The 23,454-nt window shown below is 63.0% G+C and carries 18 protein-coding genes and 1 pseudogene; 9 read left to right on the forward strand and 10 right to left on the reverse strand.

What is annotated here, in order from left to right; genetic code table 11:
• Positions 1-3: 3 nt before the first annotated feature.
• The 4 genes from HDG39_RS16180 to HDG39_RS16195 all read right to left on the reverse strand — a co-directional run bounded on the left by HDG39_RS16180 (position 4) and on the right by HDG39_RS16195 (position 5,688).
• Complete coding sequence (locus tag HDG39_RS16180) at positions 4-1,515, reverse strand: NCS1 family nucleobase:cation symporter-1 (RefSeq protein WP_184006916.1); 1,512 nt, start codon at positions 1,513-1,515, stop codon at positions 4-6.
• Positions 1,516-1,564: 49 nt separating this feature from the next.
• Positions 1,565-2,875 carry an NAD-dependent dihydropyrimidine dehydrogenase subunit PreA gene (gene preA / locus HDG39_RS16185; protein WP_184006917.1) on the reverse strand — a complete coding sequence of 437 codons (1,311 nt, stop codon included), beginning with the start codon at positions 2,873-2,875 and terminating at the stop codon, positions 1,565-1,567.
• 70 nt (positions 2,876-2,945) lie between these two features.
• The gene (locus HDG39_RS16190; RefSeq protein WP_184006918.1) at positions 2,946-4,295 is read right to left on the reverse strand and encodes an NAD(P)-dependent oxidoreductase; all 1,350 of its coding nucleotides are present in this window, start codon (positions 4,293-4,295) and stop codon (positions 2,946-2,948) included.
• A gap of 115 nt (positions 4,296-4,410) precedes the next feature.
• The gene (locus HDG39_RS16195; RefSeq protein ID WP_184006919.1) at positions 4,411-5,688 is read right to left on the reverse strand and encodes a Zn-dependent hydrolase; all 1,278 of its coding nucleotides are present in this window, start codon (positions 5,686-5,688) and stop codon (positions 4,411-4,413) included.
• 409 nt (positions 5,689-6,097) lie between these two features.
• Between HDG39_RS16195 and HDG39_RS16200 the strand changes: the two genes are divergently transcribed.
• Entirely contained in the window at positions 6,098-6,790 is a 693-nt protein-coding gene (locus HDG39_RS16200) for a TetR/AcrR family transcriptional regulator (RefSeq protein ID WP_184006920.1), read from the forward strand.
• A 115-nt stretch (positions 6,791-6,905) separates the two neighbouring features.
• Here the strand turns inward: HDG39_RS16200 and HDG39_RS35075 are convergent.
• The 5 genes and pseudogenes from HDG39_RS35075 to HDG39_RS16220 all read right to left on the reverse strand — a co-directional run.
• Positions 6,906-7,241, reverse strand: a pseudogene (locus tag HDG39_RS35075) (hypothetical protein); the annotation flags it as partial.
• A gap of 141 nt (positions 7,242-7,382) precedes the next feature.
• Positions 7,383-9,530 carry a molybdopterin-containing oxidoreductase family protein gene (locus HDG39_RS16205; protein WP_184006921.1) on the reverse strand — a complete coding sequence of 716 codons (2,148 nt, stop codon included), beginning with the start codon at positions 9,528-9,530 and terminating at the stop codon, positions 7,383-7,385.
• 847 nt (positions 9,531-10,377) lie between these two features.
• Entirely contained in the window at positions 10,378-10,716 is a 339-nt protein-coding gene (locus HDG39_RS16210) for a hypothetical protein (RefSeq protein ID WP_184006922.1), read from the reverse strand.
• A gap of 113 nt (positions 10,717-10,829) precedes the next feature.
• Positions 10,830-12,020: a zinc metallochaperone GTPase ZigA gene (gene zigA, locus HDG39_RS16215; RefSeq protein ID WP_184006923.1), complete on the reverse strand. Its 1,191-nt coding sequence runs from the start codon at positions 12,018-12,020 to the stop codon at positions 10,830-10,832.
• A gap of 105 nt (positions 12,021-12,125) precedes the next feature.
• Positions 12,126-13,133 (reverse strand): CobW family GTP-binding protein, encoded by a 1,008-nt coding sequence (locus HDG39_RS16220; RefSeq protein ID WP_184006924.1) that lies wholly within the window; start codon positions 13,131-13,133, stop codon positions 12,126-12,128.
• Positions 13,134-13,362: 229 nt separating this feature from the next.
• Between HDG39_RS16220 and HDG39_RS16225 the strand changes: the two genes are divergently transcribed.
• The 4 genes from HDG39_RS16225 (at position 13,363) to HDG39_RS16240 (ending at position 16,936) form a co-directional block, all read left to right on the forward strand.
• A complete protein-coding gene (locus HDG39_RS16225) occupies positions 13,363-14,376 on the forward strand; it encodes a metal ABC transporter solute-binding protein, Zn/Mn family (RefSeq protein ID WP_260327942.1) in 1,014 nt (337 codons plus the stop codon).
• Between the two features lie 80 nt (positions 14,377-14,456).
• On the forward strand, positions 14,457-15,203 hold the full coding sequence (locus HDG39_RS16230) for a metal ABC transporter ATP-binding protein (protein WP_311735892.1): 747 nt from the start codon (positions 14,457-14,459) through the stop codon (positions 15,201-15,203).
• Positions 15,204-15,209: 6 nt separating this feature from the next.
• Positions 15,210-16,121, forward strand: coding sequence for a metal ABC transporter permease (locus HDG39_RS16235; RefSeq protein ID WP_184006925.1), 912 nt, complete (start codon positions 15,210-15,212; stop codon positions 16,119-16,121).
• Between the two features lie 2 nt (positions 16,122-16,123).
• Entirely contained in the window at positions 16,124-16,936 is an 813-nt protein-coding gene (locus HDG39_RS16240; RefSeq protein WP_184006926.1) for a metal ABC transporter permease, read from the forward strand.
• Between the two features lie 196 nt (positions 16,937-17,132).
• On the opposite strand, the gene HDG39_RS35080 is transcribed toward HDG39_RS16240, so the two are convergent.
• Entirely contained in the window at positions 17,133-17,537 is a 405-nt protein-coding gene (locus HDG39_RS35080) for a hypothetical protein (protein WP_260327943.1), read from the reverse strand.
• A gap of 58 nt (positions 17,538-17,595) precedes the next feature.
• Between HDG39_RS35080 and hflK the strand changes: the two genes are divergently transcribed.
• From hflK to HDG39_RS16260, 4 genes are read left to right on the forward strand one after another with little or no spacing between them, the layout of a single operon-like run.
• Positions 17,596-19,131, forward strand: a complete 1,536-nt coding sequence (hflK, locus tag HDG39_RS16245; RefSeq protein WP_311666257.1) for a protease modulator HflK — start codon at positions 17,596-17,598, stop codon at positions 19,129-19,131.
• A gap of 43 nt (positions 19,132-19,174) precedes the next feature.
• Complete coding sequence (hflC, locus tag HDG39_RS16250) at positions 19,175-20,230, forward strand: protease modulator HflC (protein WP_184006927.1); 1,056 nt, start codon at positions 19,175-19,177, stop codon at positions 20,228-20,230.
• Positions 20,227-21,345: an SPFH domain-containing protein gene (locus HDG39_RS16255; RefSeq protein WP_184006928.1), complete on the forward strand. Its 1,119-nt coding sequence runs from the start codon at positions 20,227-20,229 to the stop codon at positions 21,343-21,345. Before hflC ends, HDG39_RS16255 begins: the two co-directional genes overlap by 4 nt.
• A complete protein-coding gene (locus tag HDG39_RS16260) occupies positions 21,342-23,321 on the forward strand; it encodes a heavy metal translocating P-type ATPase (RefSeq protein WP_221305759.1) in 1,980 nt (659 codons plus the stop codon). Before HDG39_RS16255 ends, HDG39_RS16260 begins: the two co-directional genes overlap by 4 nt.
• The last annotated feature ends 133 nt before the right edge of the window (positions 23,322-23,454 follow it).

The raw sequence follows: 23,454 nt of genomic DNA on the forward strand, positions 1-23,454 counted from the left end.
ATTTCACGCGTTCGCCATGCTCGCGCCCTGACTGCGGCGCAGCTTCATCCATGTGCCGTAGACGATCGATGCAAGCGCCAGTCCCACGAACCATGCATACGTGTAGAGCGTATTGAGAAACCCTGGCACGTTCGGAAACGATGCGGGGAACGCCGTGTGCAAAAAGCCCGGCAAATTAGGCAGCACGCCGATCACTAGCGCGACAACGGCAGCCATGTTCCAGCCGCCCGAATAGCTGTACTCGCCGTTCTCGTCGAACAGTTCGCGCGGGTCGAGCCGCGTGCCGCGAATGAAGAAGTAGTCGACCATCAGGATGCCGGCGACAGGACCAAGCAGCGCCGAATAGCCGACGAGCCAGGTAAAGATGTAGCCCTGAGTGGTCGCGAGAATCTTCCACGGCATCATCACGATCGCGATGCTCGCCGTCATGAAGCCGCCCGTGCGATACGAAATGCCCTTCGGCCACAGACTCGAAAAGTCGTATGCAGGGCCGACGAGATTCGCGGCGAGATTGCAGCACATCGTGTCGAGCGTGAGGATGATGAGCGCGACGCCGACGCCGATACCCGTCATGCGGCTCGCCAGATCGATCGGGTCCCAGATCGCCTTGCCATAGATCACGACGGTGGCCGACGTAACGACGACCGAGATCACCGAAAGCAGCGCCATCGGTACAGGCAATCCGATCGTCTGGCCGACCATCTGATCGCGCTGCGTCTTCGCAAAGCGCGTGAAATCAGGGATATTCAGCGCGAGCGTTGCCCAGAAGCCGACCATCGCGGTCAGGCTTGGCCAGAACGTCACCCAGAAAAGCCCTTCCTTCTTGCCGCCCGGTACAAACTGCGAGGGCGCTGACAGCATCGAGCCGAAGCCGCCCGCTTTCGACGTCGCCCACCACACCAGCGCAATGCACATCACGACCTTGATCGGCGCGGACCAGCTTTCGAGCCGGCGAATCGAATCGGTGCCATGCACGATGAAGTAGATCTGCAACGCCCAGAACGCGAGGAAGCACGCGAGCTGTCCGACCGAGATATCGAGGAACGGCAGCGCCGCGCCATGCAGCGCATTACCCGTGAGGATATTGAGCAGCGTATAGATCGCGCTGCCGCCGAGCCACGTCTGGATGCCATACCAGCCGCACGCGACGATCGCGCGTAGCATCGCGGGCAGCTTCGCGCCCTGCGTGCCGAACGACGAGCGCACGAGCACCGCGTACGGAATGCCGTGCCTGGCGCCCGCGTGTCCGATCAGAAGCATCGGCGCCAGCACGATCACATTGCCGAGCAACACGGTCAACACCGCCTGCCACGGCGACATGCCCGCCTCCGTCAAGCCCGCCGCGAGCATGTACGACGCGATGTTCATCACCATGCCAACCCACAGCGCGGCGAAGTGATACCACCTCCATGTGCGCTGCGCCGGGCCCGTGGGCGCGAGGTCGTCGTTATAAAGACTGCCGCCGTGCGCGCCGGTCGCATCGGACGCGCCGGCGGATTGCGCTGTCTGCTTCATCGATGGATCTCCACTTGGTCGTTCGTTGACTGTGGGTGCTGCCGCTTTTTCAGGCTGCCTTGGCCGCTTGCTGTGCATCAGCCGTTTTTGGTGCGTCTGCGACGACATGCACCGGATTGTTCGGATGCGTGGTCCAGTTCGCGTACTCGCCGCTATCGACACGCTCCATCGTGATGCATTGCTCGACCGGACACACATGCATGCAAAGATTGCACCCGACGCAGTCCGCATCGATCACTTCGAAATGGCGCTTGCCCTCTTTCTCGCGCGTGATCGCCTGGTGCGACGTGTCCTCGCAGGCGATATGACAGAGGCCACACTGGATGCACTTGTCCTGATCGATGCGCGCCTTGATGTCGTACTTGAGGTTCAGATACTTCCACTCGGTGACGTTCGGCACGGCGCGGCCGCGAATATCGTCGAGCGTCGCGTAGCCTTTTTCGTCCATCCAGTTCGACAGACCGTCCGCGAGATCGGACACGATGCGAAAGCCGCAGTGCATCGCTGCCGTGCACACCTGCACACTACCGGCGCCCAGCACCATGAACTCGGCCGCATCGCGCCACGACGAAATGCCGCCTATGCCCGATATCGGGAGATTCGGCGTTTGCGGATCGCGTGCGATTTCAGCGACCATGTTCAGCGCAATCGGCTTGACGGCGGGGCCGCAATAGCCGCCGTGCGTGCCCTTTCCGTCGACGGTCGGCATCGGCGCCATCTGGTCGAGGTCGACCGCGACGATCGAGTTGATCGTATTGATCAGCGACACACCGTCCGCGCCGCCCTTGTAGGCGGCACGCGAGCCGATGCGGATGTCGCTGATGTTCGGCGTGAGCTTCACCAGACACGGCAGCTTCGTGCATTCCTTCACCCAGCGGGTAACCATCTCGACATACTCGGGAACCTGGCCGACAGCCGAACCCATGCCGCGCTCGCTCATTCCATGAGGACAACCGAAGTTCAGTTCGACAGCGTCGGCGCCGGTATCCTCGACGAGCGGCAGAATCCATTTCCAGTCGCGCTCATTGCAAGGCACCATCAGCGAGACGATCAACGCGCGCTCGGGCCAATCGCGCTTGACCTGCCTGATTTCGCGCAGATTGACATCGAGCGGACGGTCGGTGATCAGTTCGATGTTGTTAAGACCCGCGATGCGCTGGCCGTTCCATTGCACCGCGCCGTAACGCGAACTGACGTTCACCACATGGGGATCGAGCCCGAGCGTCTTCCACACGACACCGCCCCAGCCCGCTTCGAATGCACGGTTCACGTTATAGGCTTTGTCGGTCGGGGGCGCGGAAGCGAGCCAGAAGGGGTTCGGCGATGTGATGCCGGCAATCGTGCAGCGTAGATCGGCCATGTTCGGCTCCGTGGAGTTCGGTTTTCGTGCGGCGTTGCGTGCGTTGGCGTTTGCTTTCGATATCGCGCTTTCAGGCCGCCTTCACGGAGGCGAGCGCGAAAACCGCATCGATCGATGCCGCCGCGAGCTTGCCGTCCTGTACGGCCTGCACCGTCAGATCAAGGCCGCACGATGCCGTGCAATCGCCGCCTGCCCAAACTTTGTCCAACGACGTACGCATGTCCGCATCGACTGCAATGCGGCTTTGATCGAACGTCAACAGTTCGTGATCGAGTCCGATCGATACCAGCGTCTGACCGATTGCTTTGAGCACCATGTCGGCCTCCACTGTGAAGCGCTCCGTGCCGCGGCCATTTGCAGCGCGTTCGAATTCGACGCCTGTCACGGATCCATCGCTGCCGATCAATCGCACCGGCTTTGCATGGGTGACGAGCGTCACGCCTTGCTTCTGCGCGAACTCGCGCTCAGCCCATGTCGCGCTCATCGATTCGACGCCGCGCCGGTACACCATGGTCACGCTCGTGGCGCCAAGCTTGCGGCTTTGCACGGCTGCATCGACAGCCGTATTGCCGCCGCCGATCACAATCACGCGGCGCCCCACGGGCACGGTCGACAGGTCTCTCGCCTGACGCACCTGCGCGATGAAATCGATAGCGTTCATGACGCCGTCCAGCGACTCGCCTTCGAGTTCCAGGACGCGCGCACCAGCGAGTCCGACCGCAAGAAACACTGCATCGTGTTGCTGCCTCAACGTATCGAGCGTGATATCGCGGCCGAGTGCGACGCCAGTCTTCAACTCGATTCCGCCTACCGACAACAGCCATTGCACTTCCCGTTGCGCGAAGTCGTCGACGGTCTTGTATGCTGCGATCCCGTATTCGTTGAGGCCGCCGCCTTTATCGCGGGCGTCGTAGATCGTCACGCGATGACCCGCCACCGCCAGACGATGCGCGCACGCAAGCCCCGCCGGCCCCGCGCCGACGACGGCCACGTGACGCCCGCTATCCGTTGAGCGTTCGAACTGCACAGCCTCGCGCCCCATCGCCCAGTCCGTCGCATGCCGTTGCAACGCGCCGATCGCCACGGGCTGCGCGTCCTGATGATTGCGCACGCAGGCGCCTTCGCAAAGGATCTCCGTCGGGCACACACGCGAGCACATGCCGCCCAATGGATTCGCGGAGAGAATATCGGTGGCGGCGCCCTTCAGGTTTCCATTGCCGATCTTGCGGATAAAGCCTGGAATGTCGATCTGCGTCGGACAGGCCTGCACACATGGCGCGTCGTAGCAGTAGTGACAGCGGCTCGCAGCCGCCGCGGCGGCCGTCGGGTCAAGCAGCGGCGCAATATCATCGAACTCGCACGAAAGCTGTTCGGACGACAGACGGTGCGCCGCGATGTCGCCGGTTTGCTTGATGGCCATACACGTTCCTTCATCAAAATGAGGACGTAGCGGTGCCTGCCGGCTTTGCGCGAGCGAAGCCGGGACGGCGTGTTTCAAGGGTGAAGCGTTGCAACGCTACAGCATCATCGCGCGCCTAAGAGTCGCTCTCGCAAGCGCGCTCCAGCATCGCGTGCAGCAATACGTTCGCGCCCGCCTCGATCCATTCGGGCGTCGCGTCTTCGACTTCGTTGTGACTGATCCCATCGACACAGGGCACGAACACCATCGATGTCGGCGCAACTTGCGCGAGATAGCACGCGTCATGGCCCGCGCCCGACACCATGTCGCGATGTGAATAACCGAAGCGTTCGGCGGCGACGCGCACGGACTTCACACATGCCGCGTCGAACTTGACGGGCTCGTAGTAGAAGATCTGATCGAGCTGTGTTTCGAGGCCGATGCCGCCCGCAATCTTCGAAACCCCCTCGCGCAACGCGGCATCCATCTTCGCGAGCACGGCGTCGTCCGGATGACGGAAATCGACCGTGAAGAACACGCGGCCCGGAATCACGTTGCGCGAGTTCGGGTGGACCTGCATCATGCCGACCGTCGCGCATGCAAGCGGCGCGTGCTCCAGGCCGATACGGTTCACGAGATCGACGACACGCGCCGCGCCCAGCAATGCGTCCTTGCGGCGCGGCATCGGCGTCGGGCCCGCATGCGCTTCCTGGCCCGTCAGCGTGATTTCGTACCAGCGCTGACCTTGCGCATCGGTGACGACACCGATCGTCTTGTGCTCGGCTTCGAGTATCGGACCCTGCTCGATATGCAATTCGAACGCCGCGTGCAGCGGATGGCCGCCGCACGGCACGTCGCCCGCATAGCCGATACGTTTCAGCTCTTCGCCGATCGTCTTGCCGTCGACGTCCTTGCGCGAGAGCCCATAGTCGAGCGTAAAGACACCGGCGAACACGCCCGATGCCACCATCGCGGGCGCAAAGCGCGAACCTTCTTCGTTGGTCCAGATCACGACTTCGATCGGATGCTCGGTTTCGATGTTGCGGTCGTTGAGGCTGCGAATCACTTCGAGCCCGCCGAGCACGCCGTAGATGCCGTCGAAGCGGCCGCCCGTCGGTTGCGAGTCGGCATGCAAGCCCGTCAGCACAGGCAGCGCATTCGGGTTCGAGCCCGCGCGCCGCATGAACACATTGCCCATCTGATCGACGCTCACCGTGCAGCGCGCCTCCTTCGCCCAACTGACGATGAGGTCACGCCCTTCCTTGTCGAGATCGGTGAGCGCGAGACGGCAGACGCCGCCCTTCTTCGTCGCGCCGATCTTTGCCATCGTCATGAGGCTATCCCACAACCGTTTGCCGTTGACCGCGATCGACGTATCGAGTCCCTGTTTCAACCCTTCGGATACCGCATTCATTCGTCTTGCTCCTCTCGATCAACACGCTTGCAGTTCAACCGCGAGACGCCTTGCATTGCCTCGCGACGAAGTGAAACTGGTGCATCGGCTACACAATCGGGATTCGCTTTGGGGCATCGATGCACCCGCGGCGTGCGTTGCGCAAATGCCTGCAACGTCGGATCACAGTCTTGGTAAACCCTGACCATGAAGCCTGCTGCGAATCCTGTCCGGTTGGACAGGTTGTAGCCGATTAAAATCATCAAATCAACGTCTTTTGTGCGAACCGAAACAGTTCCCGATGAGAGCGAGAAGCATGCCATAGCGATGCAGCATGTCTTTTTGTTCGCATGACAAGGCGGCACGAACGGCTATGTCGACGCTGACGCAAGCGGCTAGAATAAAGCGCGACGCGGCACCGAGGCCCACGATGAAACACGACGACACAATGTTGAGCGAAGCGGATAACGACGATTCAGCACCACCTTTGCGGCGACGCAAGGCCCAGATTCGCGAGAGCAACGAAGCGCACCTTCTGGCGTGCGCGGAGGCCGTGTTTGCGGAGCGCGGCTTCGATGGCGCGAGCACGGCGATGATCGCCGAACGCGCGGGCTTACCGAAAGCCAATGTCCATTACTACTTCCCGACGAAGCTCGCGCTCTATCGTCGCGTGCTCGAAGACCTGTTCGAAGACTGGCATCGCGCGGCAAACACGTTCGAAGGGAGCGACGACCCTGTCGAAGCGATCGGCGGCTATGTGCGCGCGAAGATGGAGTTGTCCCGACGGCGGCCGCTTGGATCGAAGGTATGGGCAAACGAAATCATTCATGGCGCCGAACACATGCAGGACATCCTCGCGCAACGCGTGAAGCCGTGGCTCGACACGCGCGTGACCGTCATCGACGACTGGGTTGCGCGCGGCCTGCTCGCGAACGTGGATGCGCAAACGCTGATGTATATGATCTGGGCCACGACGCAGCACTACGCGGATTCCGATGCGCAGATACGCGCGCTCAGCGGCAAGCGTGCACTATCGCAAAAAGCCTTCCATGCAGCCACCGAACACGTCGTGCAACTCGTGATTCGCGCGTGCGGAGCGCGGTCTGCATCTGCGAAGACCTAGCAAGCCGTTGGGCCTGCTGTACGCCCCGCTCGCTCATCCGAATCGTCCACCGACGCTCGACAATCAGGTTCCGTCGCCTGCCGGGCTACCGGCCTTTTCGACTGCTGATATTCGGTCAACTGCATATCGGGAAACCTCTGCGCAACGGTGGCCAAAGCCCGCGTGGTCGAACTGATCTAATACGCGCGATATTGGGGTAATCGTCTCGAGCCCTTGCCCGCTGCTTCAACCGCCCGCGAGGCGCCGCATTGCGCGTCGGCGGCAGTACCTCGGCGAGCAGTTCGTCGTGTAAGCCGCGCAAGACGTCGACGAACGCCGACGCAAGCCGCTCGCGCGGCCTATGCGGCGGGAACAGCAAATAAGTCTGAAAGCGCGTGGCCGGCACGAACGGACGAATCGCGATATCCGGCCCCGCATAGTCGCGCGCGACGATCGGATGCGCGAGCGTCACGCAGAGCTGCTGGACGTTGTGGTGGCGTCGTGTCTTCGGTTCGCTCGCCAGATTTCGGGCAAGGCAGGACGGCCGGGTAGCTGCATCGTCGTGCTCGAAAACAAACCATTCGATTCGAACCGGGGGATTCTCTCTTGCGATTCAGTCTACAGCTTCGATGCGTACAGGCACCGCGCTCATTACCGGCATGGCGTTGATCGGATCAAGGCCAACCGTAGTGCTGAGCAACTGGCTTGGATTGGCGCCGGCGTAGGGTTCGGGCTCCTCGTCGGGCATCGGCCCCCAGCCGTGCGGAATTGACACGACGCCTCGGCGCAGAGCGGCGTCCGCTTTGACGATAGCTCGAATGCGGCCGTGCGGCGAAACAATGATCACGCACTGGCCTTCGGTCAGTCCTTGAGCAGCCAGGTCATCGGGATGCACGAAGGCCGGATTGAACGGCATGCGCCGGCGGACCGCGGGCAGGTGGTGGTACATGGTGTTCTGCACGTCGCGCACGCGCCGCACCGCCAGGCGATGCGTGAACCCCGCCGGCGCCCCCGCTTCGTTCAGTACGCCCGCGAGTTCGCGCTCGACATCGTCGGGCATCACGTCGAAGCGCGCGGTATTCGCTGGCTCGCCGGGCTGCACGATCATCGGTTCGATCTCGTAGATTTTCCCTTGTGGGTACAGCTTCAGTTCGTCGAATGAGATCGAACCGTGGCGAACCAGGATCGCAAGCAGCTCGTCGATGGTCGGAGCTGCGCGCATATCGAGCGGAACGTCGTCGAATATGATGGTCTTGCCCAGGCGCCGCGCCAGATCCCAGAATACGAACCAGTCGTCCACGACTTCGGATTCCTCCGGCGGCGTCGCCACGGCGGCCGAGTATTGTGCGTAAGGCTGGAACATGATGTAGGACTCGTAGTCGCGCGAATGCAGGTCGGCGCGCTCGAACATCAGCTTCGGTGGAATCACATAGTGCGCGAGCCGCGCAGTGTTAGTCATGAATGGCTCGATGCATACCAGCAGTTGCAGTTGGCGCAGCGCATCGGCGATGCGGCGCTGGTCGGGCACGGCATCGACTGGATTGCCGCCGTCGACCAACAGCGCGCGGATCTGGCCGGCGCCAGGCGTAGTGATTTCCTGGGCCAGCGTGCCGCTCATCTTCTGGCCGAACAGCATGCCATAGCCGCCGACACGGCTCTTCCAGCCGGATTCCCAGGAACGGCGTGGCGGAATCACTCCGGCGCGGCGCTGGTAGCGTGGGGCGACCACGCCGGGATTCGGTACAGGGTCGCCGGGGCGAGCGAAGCGGCCACACACGACGTTGAGGCATTCGACCAGATGCTCGGCCAGATTGGAGTGCGGCGCCATATTGGGCCCGGTTCCCGACGCGGCCGAGCCGCGCTTGCGGCGCAGGCCGCCGGCCTCCCGGACGGGTTCCGCGAAGGCCGCAGCGGCGGCTTCGAGCCCTTCAATGCTTACGCCGGCGCGCTGGGCGACGTATTCGGGCGTGAACGGCTCGACCGCGCGCGCCAGTCGTCGCAGGTCCTTGACGTAGCGCGCGCAGAATTCAGCATCGTGCCAGCCGCGACACAGAATGATGCGCAGCAGGCCAGCCAGGACGGTCGGGTCCTCGCCCGGCAGCACCTGCAGGAAGACATCGGCATGGCGGGCGGTCTCTGTCTCTCGTGGATCGATCACCACCAGCTTCAGGCCGCGTTCCTTCGCTTCGTGGAGTTGCTTGACCGGATTCTGCAATGCAAAGTTGAACGTGGATAGCGACACCAGCGGATTGGTGCCGACGAACAATAGCGCGTCGGCGAGCGCGTACGGATCTTTGCCGGCAGCCCAGCCGCCCAGTCGCTCAAATGCCACCCATTTGGCCGACTGGTCGATGGTCATTGTCGAGAAAAACGAATTCGAACCCAGCGCCGCGAGAAAGGCGGGCAACATATGACTGGCGGCGAGGTTAGAGTAGTTCATGGTGCCGCGAAAGGCTGCGACCGCATCGGCGCCGTGGCGCTCGATCAGTGCCTGGAGTTGCGCCGCGATCTCTGCCAGCATTACATCAAGCGGCATCTGCACGAAACTGCCATCGGGCTGCCGTTTGAGCGGGTGCAGGAGCCGCTCGGCGCTGTTATGCGCCTCATGCAGATACGCGCCCTTGATGCAGGCGTAGCCGCGCGTGAGCGGATTGTCGCGATCGCCGCGCGCAGCAACGACGCGTCCGGCGTCGTCCAGGGTCAAGCGCAGTGAACAGTTGCCGGCGCAGATGCGGCAGGCGGTGACGGCTTCGCGTGGCACGGCGAGCTCCTCCTGTAGTCTGGCCCACGCCTCATAACTACCAACAACTTTCGGCGTAAAGGTTAAAGCCGAGCCGGATACCTGCGAGATGACAGAGCACCCGCCTACGACTAGCGTTAGATCGCCGCCAGACTGCGGCCGTCCATTCGCTATCATAAACGACGTTCACATTTTGGCAAATATCCCGACGACCTGTTGCGAGCGCGGCTGGCCACAAGTCCGGCACGCCGCGCCCCGGCACGGACATCAGGCCTCGCGACGGCCCCACCTTGAAGGTGCAGCCGCAATCGCTCGGTTGCGGATAGCTAATCGCTCAATTCGACCCTTCGTACACGTTCGAGCCTGGGACCCAGCCATTCGACGTCGGTCGAACTGGGCAAAGGACGGGCAACCGCAGTATTTCCATGCATGCGGCGGTGCGTCATCTATTGGCGACGTGACTCTTTCATCACCTGCGGTTTTTGCGAGCAGCCCGGCTGCTGCGCGCCGATCGGCGGAAACAGATTTTCTATGTAGCAGCTGACGAGCACGTAAAGCGTGTCATCAGCGACATGGCTGAACACGTGTGTGGAGCATCCGCCGTTCCGAACTTGATGTGCCACCGAAGGAGGAATGACGCGTTTTGCCGCTGACCTGCAAGGCAAGCCCCGATGTTTTCCGACTATCGCACCCGCCGCGCCAGTTAATTAAGGCACGGACGCGTTTACTTTATTGGGGGTATGGCATCATTTAGGGGGAAACAAAGGGCGTTGGCTTCGCCGTGCGTGAGGAGGATCGCTTAACATCTGGCCGGATTAACCGTTGCCGGTTGCTGGCACGCCGCGAAGCCCCCGTCATGCGTTCACTATCACGTGAGTCGAGGAGCATCGCTATGAGCACCTGCAACGAACCGCATCATGCCCATCATGACCATCAGCACGGTCCGAACTGCGGACACACTGCGATAAGGCATGGCGATCACATTGACTATCTGCATGATGGTCACCTGCACCATCCCCATGGCGATCACGTGGACGAACACCGGGTGGAGGTGAGCGCAAAAAATCCGGATCAATGTACTTCCAACTGCGGCGGTCATGAGCCGGGACATGTCCACGGGCCGGCATGCGGCCACGATGCGGTACCGCATGGCGATCACGTCGACTACCTGGTCAACGGCCACCTGCACCATCCGCACGGCGATCATTGCGACGACCACGGCCCGGTTGAACTCGCCTGAGTGCCCCGCACTAGGCACGCGAAGTACCTCAATGCGATTGAGTATGCCTGGTGCCAGGTTACTGCCTGGGTGGACACACCTTACTGCGTCCACTCAGGGAACGGGTCGGTAAATTTGTGCCACGCGACTTCATCACGGGCCAGTTCGTCCTCGCTTAGCAGGCAGGCATCAAAGGACGCACGCAAGGCTGCCTCGTCCATTCCGGTGCCGATCAGGACCAGTTCCTGTTGACGATCCCCGAAACGCTCATGCCAGCGGCTTCGGATCATCGCCTGTGCTTCGGGCTCCTGCGGCCAGGCGTGGCTGGGCACGGCCGCCCACCAGGTCCCGGCGCGTCCGTGACGCGAGATCGCGCCGGCTTGCGACCATTCGCCGACCGCATGGTTGCGCGAGGCTAGCCAGAAGTACCCCTTCGAGCGCACGACGCCCGGCCATTCGCACTGAATCCACTCGAAGAAACGCTGCGGATGAAACGGACGGCGCGCGCGGTAGACGAAGCTGGTGATGCCATATTCTTCGCTTTCGGGAATGTGTTCGCCGCGCATCTCCTTGAGCCACCCAGGCGCTTGCGCAGCGGCTTCGAAGTCGAACAGGCCGGTATCGAGAACCTGCCCGATCGGCACCTGGCCAAAGCGGCTTTCGACGATCTTCGCGCGGGCGTTCAGCACCCGCAGCACGCCTTTGACCAACTCCAAATCGCTTGCGCTCACAAGGTCCGTCTTGTTCAGCACGATCACGTCGCAGAACTCGATTTGCTCGGTCAGCAGATCGACCACGGTGCGGCGGTCTTCCCCGCCCATCGTTTCGCCGCGATCCGCCAGGAAGTCGTGGGAACCGTAGTCGCGCACAAAGTTATAGGCGTCGACGACCGTCACCATCGTGTCCAGGCGAGAGATATCCGAGAGGCTGTGACCTTGTTCGTCGCGGAACGTGAAGGTTTCCGCCACCGGCAAGGGCTCGGATATGCCCGTGGATTCGATCAGCAGATAGTCGAAGCGCTTCTCCCGCGCGAGCCGCTGGATCTCGATCAGCAGGTCCTCGCGCAATGTGCAGCAAATGCAACCGTTGCTCATTTCGACGAGCTTTTCGTCGATGTGCGAGAGCTGGCTGCCGCCGTCGCGAATCAGTTGAGCGTCGATGTTGACTTCCGACATATCGTTCACGATTACGGCCACCCGCTTGCCTTCGCGGTTATTCAGGACGTGGTTCAGAAGCGTGGTCTTGCCCGCGCCGAGAAAGCCGGACAGTACGGTGACGGGGAGCTTGTGCATGGAAACAGTGGAGCCTCAAACGTGGTGAAAAAGATCGCACGAATCGACATGGCCAGCCTGCTGGCCGAGGCGTGTGCGCGGCAAACAGGCTTGCGATCCTTCGTGTCAGTTCTGCAGGACTTCGTCAGCCATACAATTGTCGAGGCCCGCCTTGAAAAGATCATGTGGCAACTGTTTGCCGATGAAAACAATCCGGGTTTCGCGCGTTTCATTCGCGCCCCAGGACTTACCGATATCCGCGCCAAAAATCATGTGTACGCCCTGGAACACTGCGCGGCGGTCGACACCCGCCAGGTTCAGCACGCCCTTGTAGCGCAGCATCGCGGCACCATAGATCGCAACCGTGGCGCTGAAGAACGCCTCGAGCTTGTCGCGATCCAGAGGCGCAGTAGTGCGGTAGACGAAGGACGTCACATCGTCGTCATGCTCGTGCGAAACGTCTTCAAGGAAATCGGGCTCGATGTCGACGATGGCATCCAGACTGAAGCTGCGGATGTCGAGCAGTTGCTTCAGGTCCGTCTCGCCAAAATGTGCTGGCCTGATCGTCGCGCGCGGGTTCATCTGCCGCAACCGGCGCATCAGTTGCTGCGCCTGCTCTTCGCCAACGAGGTCCACCTTGGATACGAGGATACGGTCCGCGAATCCGACCTGCTCCTGCGCTTCGTGATGTTCGTCGAGCTGCTCGCCGCCATGCCGCGCGTCGACCACCGTCACGATGGCGTCGAGCAAGTATTTCTCCTGCACGACATCGTCAACAAAGAACGTTTGCGCGACGGGCGCCGGATCGGCAAGTCCCGTTGTCTCGATGATGACCCGCTCGAACGCGAGTTCTCCTGACTCCCGTCGCGCGGCGAGCGTCGAAAGAATACGCACCAGGTCGCCACGCACCGTACAACAGATACAGCCGTTGTTCATTTCGACAATCTGCTCGTTACCGTCCTGCACCAGCAATTCGTTGTCGATGCCCGCTTCGCCGAACTCGTTTTCGATGACCGCAACGCGTCCGCCGTGATGCTCGGTCAGGATGCGGTTGAGCAAGGTCGTTTTTCCGGCACCGAGGAAGCCGGTCAGGATGGTTGTCGGGATACGCTGGAAGCCGGTTGCATCTTGCATTGCATTCTCCTGTGAGCGGCACGCGCTCAAGCATGTTCGCCCACCGAGGTGCCCGGGCGCTGAGCGAATGGTTACGGTCGAGGTGCCCCCAATGCGGTGACAGCCCGCCTAGCTGATGCCACGGTTCGGGACGGCCCGTCTGTCCGGTGGAAACGTTGGACACCACATTTGTTATGTTATAACGCATCTAAGTCTATCGGAATTCTATTTTTCGTGACCAGAAACGCCAATGAAAATCGCCGCCACGCTTCACAACTCCGTTCAGCACCGCTTATCCTGGAGTTCAGGACAGCCAAACCGGTTTGTTTGGCGCGCCGCACGAAAGCCCATCGGTAGCCTTTTGGCTGCATTGGTACTGCTTGCCGTGCATCAGGAAAGCGCCATGGCGGCATCAGCGGCGGCTGGCGTAATCAACGCCATCGGTGTGGAAAACGAGTACGCCGACGTCATCGCCCAGATCGGCGGCAAGTACGTTCAGGTGAGCGCGATCGAAACGGATCCCAATACGGATCCACACGCCTTCGAGGTCAACCCGAAGGTGGCAGCGCAGATTGCTTCCGCCGATCTGATCGTCAAGAACGGCGTGGGATATGACGCCTGGGCCGACAAGATCATTGCAGCCGCGCCCAATAGCAAACGCAAGGTCATCGACGCCCAACACCTGCTCGGCCTGCCCGACAGCACGCCGAACCCGCACCTCTGGTACGACCCGAAAACCATGCCGGTGGTTGCGAAGGCAGTGGCGGCGGACCTTTCCGCATTGAACCCCGCGCAGGCAGCCTACTTTCAAGCCAACGTGAAGAAGTTCGACGCATCACTCAAGCCCTGGCTGGCTGCAATTGCATCGTTCAAGGCGCACTATGCGAAAACGCCTGTCGCGGTGACGGAGCCGGTCGCCAACTACATGCTCGAAGCGGTCGGCACCGATATCGCCACACCCTTCAGCCTGCAGGCGGCGATCATGAACGGCACCGATCCCTCTCCGCAGGACGTGACGAAACAGAACAGCCTGTACACGGACCGCAAGGTCAAGGTGTTCGTCTACAACCAGCAGGTCACGGATGCGCTCACCCAGTCGTTCCTCAATCTGGCCAGGAAAAATGGTATTCCGGTGGTCGGCGTCTACGAGACCATGCCAACCCCCGGCTTTACTTACCAGTCGTGGATGCTGGCGGAAGTCAATGCCCTGGAAAAGGCTGTGACTTCCAAAGTGTCCACCGAAACCTTGCAGGCTGTGCAGTGAGCCGCATGTGCCCTGGCAATGAGGTCCTTGCGGTCGACCGGGTGAGCGTCTCTTTCCCGGGGCACAGCGTGCTACATGAGGTGAGTTTCAGTCTGGAAGCGGGAGAGTTCTGCGGCCTTATCGGTTCGAACGGTTCGGGCAAGACCACGCTGCTGCGTACGATCCTCGGCTTCCAGGTAGCGAGTGCAGGTAGCATCAGGATCAATGGTGCGCGCGGCCTGACCTCGGTGGGTTACGTCCCGCAGAAGATCGCGCTCGACCCCTACCTCCCGATGCGTGCGCGGGATCTGGTGTCGCTCGGCCTCGAGGGCCACAGGCTCGGCTTGCCGTTACCGTCGATCAAGCGCCGCGAGGCGGTCGACGGGATGCTCAAAGCCGTGGATGCAGAGCCTTTCGCCGACCAGCGCATCGGGGAACTATCCGGAGGCCAGCAGCAGCGGGTACTGATCGCACACGCTCTGGTTCGCCGTCCCCGGCTGCTGTTGCTGGACGAACCTCTGGCCAACCTCGACATGCGCAGCGTCGCCGAAATTGTCGCGCTGTTGCGCCGCCTGAGCGTCGAGCACGGGCTTGCGGTCCTGCTTTCGGCGCATGACATGAATCCCTTGTTGCCGGTGATGGACCGGATCGTCTACCTCGCCAATGGCCACGCAGCGAGCGGGGCGACGTACGAAGTGGTGCGTACCGAGGTCCTGAGCAGACTGTACGGCTATCACATCGATGTCGTCCGCGTGCACGGCCGCGTGCTGGTGATTGCCGCCGGCACCGAGGCCGAAATGCTTGCCGCCGTTCGGCGAGACCCCGCCCACATTGCGCAGGTTCCCTGATTCAAGATGGATTCCCTGCTCACCCTGATCTTTGAACCGGGCTTCTTTAGCAGCGAACCGGTGCATACCGCGATGGCAGTCGGCGGCGGCGCCGCGGTCGTGTCCGGTGTAATTGGCGTATTCACCGTCATGAAGGGCCAGTCCTTCGCCGGCCACGCGCTGGCCGACGTCAGCAGCGCGGGCGGTGCTGCGTCGTTCCTGCTCGGCATCAACCCGTTGCTGGGATTTCTCATCATGGCGGTCATGGCAGCGGGCGGCATGGAACTGGTGCGGGTGCGCCGCGCCCGTGAGCGCGACCTTGTGACCGGCGTCGTGCTGGGCGCGGGGCTTGGTCTTGCCGCGCTGTTTCTTTACCTCGACGTGACATCGAAAAGCACGACTGGAGCGGCCATCACCGTCATGTTCGGATCAATGTTCGCCATTCCGGCATCGATCATTCCGCTTGCGCTGGCGGTGGGTACGGGGGCGTTGATTGCCGCGGGCGTGCTTTATCGTCCCTTGCTGCTCAGCTCCGTTGACCCAGAGCTGGCCGCGGTCATGGGCGTGCGGGTACGGACGGTCGGACTCCTGCACCTGCTGGTATTGGCGCTGGCCGTTTCCCTATCAGCCATTACCGTCGGCGCCATCCTGTCGACCGCACTCCTGATAGGTCCGGCGGCGATCGCCTTGAGGGTGGCAAAGCGGCCAGGCTGGGCCACGGGTCTGTCCGCGTTAATCGGCCTGGGCACGACCTGGGGTGGCATCCTGCTCGCGTACGACAGCTACTACTGGACACGCGGGCACGGCTGGCCAGTGAGCTTCTTCGTGGTGACGCTCATCTTCGCCCTGTATGTCATCACAGGTCGCGCCGGACCGGTACGAAAGCGCCCAACGGGCGCGCGGATTGCCCTGAACACCCGTGAAGCGGGTGAGGCCTGACCATGTTCTCCAGCTTCATGACCAACACATGGATCGTGGCGAGCATCGTAGCAGCGGTCGCCGGATTCATCGGATTCTTCGTGGTGATTCGAGGCGCCTCGTTCGCCGCGCACGCGTTGCCGCTCGGCACCTTTCCGGGTGCTGCAGCGGCAAGCCTGCTCGGTATCAATCCGCTCTTCGGCCTGATCGTCTTCGCTGGTCTCGGCGTGTTCGGAATCAGTTGGCTGGGCCGGCGCGGAAGTCACCAAGTCGCAACCGCCCTGTGCCTCGTCACGCTGCTAGGCCTCGGGGCGCTGTTCCTGAGCATGACGAGCGAGTATTCACAAGCGGTCTATGCCCTTCTCTTCGGCGAAGTATTGGGCGTGAGCAACACCGATCTCGCGCCGGTTGCCGCGATCAGCGGGTTCTCGATTGCGGTTACGGTTGTGCTCTTCCGGCCACTCCTGCTCAGTTCGGTATCGCCCGATCTGGCGAAGGCGAGAGGCGTATCGAGCCGCGCGATGGAACTTGCGTTCATGAGCATCCTGGCGCTTGCGACGGCAATGGCGCTCCCGGTAGTAGGCGCGCTGCTGGTGTTCAGCCTGATGATCGGGCCCGCGGCTGCGGCCCGCTCGCTGACTGACCGGCCGATTCTTGCGATATGCGTGTCGGTTGGAATTTCGCTCGTTACGGTGTGGACATCGATCGCCCTCTCCTATGTCTCCAACTGGCCAGTCGGTTTTTTCGTCGGCATCCTTGGGGCCGCCTGTTACGGAGTGGGGCAGGTATGGACCCGGGCACGAGCCTGGTCGCTGGCAGGTGTTTCGCGAACCTAGGTTCATGCAGAATGAGCGCGCCTGATGCAGGCAAGGCTCGCAGCAGCACAAGATCTTCGACGTGCCCGTTATGCCTGATCGCGGTGCGGCCGGACCGTGGCACGGAAGATGGCGTCGCGACAACCTCCAGAGTCTGCTCCCTTTATGGCCGTTGATTCCTGTCGACGGACAACCTTGAGTTTCCCCACCTGACGCGTTAAATTGCGCCTCGCAGATCATGGCAGCTGCCTTCAGGGACGTTGTTCCTCACACAGTTTGTAATTGATTGGTAAGGATCGCTGATGTCGACGCGGGAGAGGCGGGAAGAAAGTGACGCGCGTGAGCGGTCGGCCGGACGTAACGATGCCTTGCTGCCCGGATGGGTGGCTGCGGCATTGGCAGGGGTGCTGGGCGTTTTGAGCCTGTCGAAGAGCGTGCCCATCGATTTGCGCTGGAGCGCGGTGATGGCGAGCGCATGCCTGAACGTGCTTGTCGTTGCGCTCTGGCGTTCATCGGCAGCGCGCGCACCGGCGTATCCGGAGAAGGAATCGAACTGGAAGCGCGGCGTAAGTTTCGTGAAGCAAGTCGTCTCGCGCGACGCCGGAAAGCCGGACTTCAGCAACCTCGTGCGCATCCTTCGCTGGCAGCCCTGGTGCGTTGCAATGTGCGCCGGACTGTCCGTGGCGATCGCCGCAATGGCGTTCCAGCCCTTGGCCCCTGACGTGCTGATCCACGCGATGGTTGCGCCGTCCCTCACGATCGTCAGCGGCGCGGCTGCGCAGACTCTGGCTTTTTTCACGCTCGTTGCCGAACGGTTTTACGCCCACGACGCGCAGCGCTCGCGTGACTCGCTGTCCGCGTCGCTGGCGGGCCTGCTGCGCGTTCTACTCCTGTGCGCACTCGGGGCGGCGTTGTCGGCCGGATGGTTGGTCTACGCGCATATGACGCTCGATCTGGTCGTGCATATTGCCGCAGTCTTCTGTGCGGCCATTGCCGTCGAAATGGCGGTGCGCACGCTTCTTCTACGGATCTTCCCGCCGCGCGCCGGTGAACATGCGACGCATGTGCCATCGAGCGTGCTTGCCGGACTATTGCATTATCGCCGCTCGCCGCTGGCGTCGATCGGCGCCGAATTGCATGACCGCTATGGCATCGATCTGCGCCAGAACTGGGTGCTGCGCAGTGTCATGCGGCTGTTACCCGCCACGATAGTGACGATGGCCGTCTGTGCGTGGTTGCTGACCTCCGTCGTGGTGCTAGACCCTTCGCAACGCGCGGTATACGAGCGATTCGGCGCGCCGGTGGCCGTGTGGTCGCCCGGGCTGCATATCGGCATGCCCTGGCCGTTCGGCAAGGCCCGACTTGTCGACAACGGCGCGGTGCATCAACTCATCGTCTCGGGTGGCGCAGAGGACAGCAGCGTCGCGGCACCCTCCGTCGACGCCGACGGTCCGACGTCTGAGCAGTTGAACCGTCTCTGGGACGTCCGGCATCCATGGGAGACGAGCCAAGTGATCGCCGGCGCCACCGGCGATCAGCAGAGCTTTCAGATCGTCAACGCCGATGTGCGGCTGGATTACCGCGTGGGCTTGAGCGACGCTGCCGCGCGGGCCGCGCTGTACCGGTCGGTCGATCCGGAAGGCACGGTCCGCTCGATCGCCAATCGCGAGGTGATGCACTACCTCGCCTCGCATACGCTGCAGGCTTTGCTCGAGACAAGCCAGACCGCCATTGCTGAAAAGGTGCGCGGCGCGGTTCAGCGGCAACTCGATCAGCTCGCGAGCGGCATCGAAGTCGTGGCGGTCGTCATCGAGAGCGTGCACCCGCCAGCGGGCGCTGCCTCGGCTTATCACGACGTGCAGGCCGCGCAGATCCGCGCGCAGGCAAGTGTCGCCAGGGCGCATGGCTTCGCGGCGCAAGTGCTGGGCAATGCACGGCAACAGGCGCTCACCGGGGTCGCTCAGGCTTCGGCGCGAGCGGCAGACACGCTTGCGTCGGCGCATGTGCAGCAGATCGATTTTGCCGCCGACACGGTGGCATACCGTCTGGGCGGACCGGCCTTTGCGTTCGAGTACTACCTGGCGCGGTTGCAGCGTGGATTGCAGAACGCGCGCATCACGGTGATCGACGACCGGCTGGTCGCCGACCAGCGCGCGACCCTCGATCTGCGCACTTTCACGGCCGGCGATCTCGCCGGCTTCCGTCGTAGCAACTGATGCGCGCGCCACACGCCGGACAGGCTGTTCTCAAGGTGACTTCATGAGTTTGTTCCATTCGCATACCAATGGCCACGGGCATCACCACCACGATCACGGCAACGGACAGGCGGCTCGCGGCGGTCCATTCTACGTGCGCGTCCTGCTTGCCGCGCTGTGCGTCGTCATCGCGTTTGTCGTGGCGAGCTTCATTTCGGTGCGGGCGGGTGAGGCCTCGGTGATCACGCGCTTCGGGCGACCCGTGCGCGTGCTGCTCGAACCCGGTCTCGCGTGGCGTTTGCCCGCGCCGATCGAGGCGGCGGTGCCGGTCGATCTGCGCCTGCATACGACATCGAGTGGCTTGCAGGACGTGGGTACGCGTGACGGCTTGCGCATCATCGTGCAGGCCTACGTCGCGTGGAAAGTCGCTGCGGATCCGAACGACGTGCGCCGCTTTGTTCGGGCCGTGGGCAACCGGCCCGACGAGGCCGCGCAGCAAATCCGCTCGCTGCTCGGTTCGTCATTACAAACCACGTCGGCCGGCTTCGAGCTGGCGTCGCTCGTCAACACGGATCCCTCACGGGTACGCATCTCCGCGTTCGAGGACGCACTGCGCAGTCAGATCGACGCGCAGCTTTACTCGGCCTACGGCGTGCATGTCGTTCAAGTGGGACTGGAGCGCCTGACGTTGCCCGCGGTGACACTCGCGGCGACGGTCAGCCGGATGAGCGCGGAGCGCGAGACGGTTGCTGCGCAGCGCACGGCGGACGGCAATCGCGAGGCCGCGCAGATCCGCTCGGACGCGGATCGCGACGCCCGTCTGGCGGTTGCCGACGCGAACGTGAATGCTGCGCAGATCGAAGCGCAGTCCCGCCAGGACGCCGCCGCGATCTATGGCAACACCTATGCCGGCAATCCGCGCCTTTATACGATGTTGCGCTCGCTCGACACGCTCGACTCGGTGGTCAGCGCCAATACGAACCTGATCCTGCGCACCGATGCGGCGCCGTTCCAGGCGCTGGTGCGAGGGCCCGTCGAGCTGGGGGCCGAGCCGTCGCGGCAGGCGGACGCGGGCATGGTATCTGCGTCGGCGTCGAAAAATTCCAGGGCCGCGCGATGACCACGGACACCAGCTTGCCGCCGCTCGGGCCCGGCGCACAGGCGGTTCGGGTCTCGTTCTGGTTCGTGGTAGCCGTCACTGTTCTCGCCGCATGCGCATGGGCCGGTTCAAACATCCGGCGCATTCCGCCCGACAGCCGCGCGGTCGTGCTGCGCTTCGGCGCATTCGTGCGCACCCAGGACGCGGGACTACTGGTTGCCTGGCCGCGTCCGTTCGAGTCGACCCTGATGGTGCCTGGCAGTGCGCGCGTGCTCGAACAACGCATTCAGTCGCTCGAACGCGATCCGCGCGCGCGCGACGCGGACGCCCATTTGCCGGAAGTGCCGCCCTTGTCCGACACGGACGGCGCGACAGGACCGAGTGGTTTGCCAGCCGCGCCGGCAGCCGGCGCGCTGTTGCCCGATGCGCTCGCCGGCTCGGGTTACCTGCTGACCGGCGACAACGGCGTCTTGCAGTTGCATGCCACGCTGTATTACCGGGTGGTCGATGCCTACGCCTATGTCCTGCAAAAAGACCGGCTCGATGCCGCGCTCGAGCGGATCGTGTCGGCGTCGGCGGTCGCGGTTGTGGCGCAGCGCAACCTCGATGCGATCCTGGTCGCGCGGCCGGAACGGCTGTCGGCAGATCAGCAACTGGCCGTCAAGCGTGAGCGCTTGCGCGGCGATCTCGCGCAGGAAATCGAGCGACACCTGAGGCAACTCGATGCGCAGCATGCGGGACTCGGCGTCGAAGTTGCGCGAGTCGATGTCGAGGCCGCATTCCCTGCTGCCGCCGTCAGTGCGTTCAATTCGGTCCTGACCTCATTGCAGGTGGCCGAGCGCAGCATGGCCGAAGCACGCACAGCCGCCGAGAAGACCCGGCAGGATGCCCAACAGGACGCGGACCGGATCGTGCAGAACGCACAGGCGAGTGCCGTTGAACGCGTCGCCACCGCACGGGCGAAAACCTTGACCATTCAGCAACTGGAAGCGCCATTGCGCAATAACAGCGATCCGGGCCTTCTCGCGCGCGTCTATCGGGACCGGGTGCAGTTGATCCTCTCGAAAGCGGCCAGCGTGACGACCGTCGACCCGCACAACACATCGAACCTGATCCTGCCGGGGAATGCGAGATGAGCGCGAGGATCGGGCACCCAGGACACACTGACGACCACGCGTCGCACGCGAATCACACCGACGGCCTCACTCAGGGCAGGCCGATCGCCTTGTCGGCAAACGAACAGCGGGCGATGACGCGGCACGTCGCGCTTGCGCTGTTGGCCGGCGGCCTGCTGGTGTTGTCGACAGCGTGGCATGCTTTCGCCCCGGCGGATGAAACGCTGGCGCAGGTACTCGCCGGACTTGCGTCGCTGGTCGTGGCCGGACCGGTGTTCGCAAGCGCGTGGCATAGCCTCAAGTCGCCCAGTCTGCACGGCGTGACCGACCGCCTGATCGCGCTGGCGATGCTGGCTGCGTGGGCCGTGGGAGATATGGCCACGGCGGCTCTGTTGCCGATCGTCATGACGTTCGGCCACGCGCTTGAAGAGCGCAGCGTACTCGGCTCGCAGGAGGCGATCCGGGCGCTCGGCCGGCTGGCGTCGGGCAAGGTGCGACGCATTCGGGCAGACGGTTCGATCGAACAAGTGCCCTACGACGCGCTGCGGGCCGGCGACCAGATCGAAGTGGTGGCCGGCGCACGGATTCCCGCCGACGGCGTCGTCCAGCATGGCCAGTCGAGCGTCGACAATGGGCCGATTACCGGCGAGTCCGTGCCGCTCGACGTCGCGCAGGGGACAGCCGTTTTCGGCGGTGCAATGAATCTCGACGGTCCGCTACGCATCGACGTCACGCACGCGGGCAAACACTCGACACTCGGCAGGATCATCGAATTGATGCAGCGAGCCGAGCAGGCAAAGCCACCGATTACGCAGATACTCGAGCGCTACATGGGCGGTTATCTGTGTCTCGTCCTGCTGATCGCGGCAATCGTATGGTTCGCCTCGGCGAATGCCTCGGCGATGCTGGCGGTCATCGTTGCGGCGTGCCCGTGCGCGCTGGTGCTCGCCGCGCCGTCCACGGCTATTGCCGGAATCGCCGCGGGCGCGCGGCACGGCATCCTGTTCAGGAACGCAGCGTTTCTCGACAAGTTTGCGCAGATCGATTCGCTGGTGATCGACAAGACCGGCACGCTGACTTACGGCGAATTGCGCGTCGAGCAGGTGTTGCTGGAACCGGGTGTCGATGCTTCGCAGGTGCTGGAACTGGCGGGGCGCCTTGGCGGAGGCAGTGCGCATCCGGTGAGTCGCGCGCTGGTGCGCTATGCGGCGGATGCCAATCCGGGCGTCGAAGAGGCGCCGCTCGAACAGGCTCGCGAACTGAGAGGCCTCGGCATCGTGGCCGATACTGCTGAAGGCGTCGCCGTGCTTGGCCGCCACGGTTTGCTCGCGGACTACGTGCAGGCCTTGCCGCAACCGCCGCGCGAGATCGAGGGTCCCTGCGTGGGACTCGCCTTGAACGGCCGCTTGCTGGCGTGGTTCGGTTTCGCCGACGCGCTGCGCGCGGAGGCGAAGGACGCCCTCGCCGACTTACGGGAACTCGGGTTGACGCGTCAGACTCTTCTGACCGGCGATCGCGAACCCATTGCTCGCAAGCTCGCGGCGGAAACGGGTATTGGGATCGTCGTAGCTCAGGCATTGCCGCATGACAAGCTTGACTATGTCGTGCAGGAAATGGCGGCCGGCTATCATCCCCTGATGGTCGGCGACGGCCTGAACGACGTGCTTGCCATCAAGGCGGGGCCTACCAGCATTGCAATGGGCGAGCGCGGCATCGACATCGCGGTGGCCTCGGCCGATGTCGTCCTGCTCGGCGACGATCTGCGACGTATTGTGACCTGCGTGCGGCTTGGGCGGCGCTGCCTGCACACGGCGACCACCAATGTAGCGATCGGCCTGGGGTGGACGGTCGCGGTGATTGTGCTGGCGGCGACGGGCACGTTAAGCGCCGTCTGGATCGCGCTGTTGCATAACCTTGGCACGTTCATTGTAATTGCCAATGCGGGGCGCCTGCTGCGAATGGAAGATCATAGCGATCAGACCGGCCCTGGGTGCTGATGTATCACGATTTCGCCGCTATCCGGATCCACCCAGTGAACCTGCATTACGTTCTTTGCGATGTCCACACCCACGATCATATGTGCCATGACAGATCCCATGGTTCGGTTGACCAGATGAGTATGATCAACCA

The sequence above is a fragment of the Paraburkholderia lebeckiae genome, from assembly GCF_014201005.1.
GTDB classification, from domain to species: domain Bacteria; phylum Pseudomonadota; class Gammaproteobacteria; order Burkholderiales; family Burkholderiaceae; genus Paraburkholderia; species Paraburkholderia tuberum.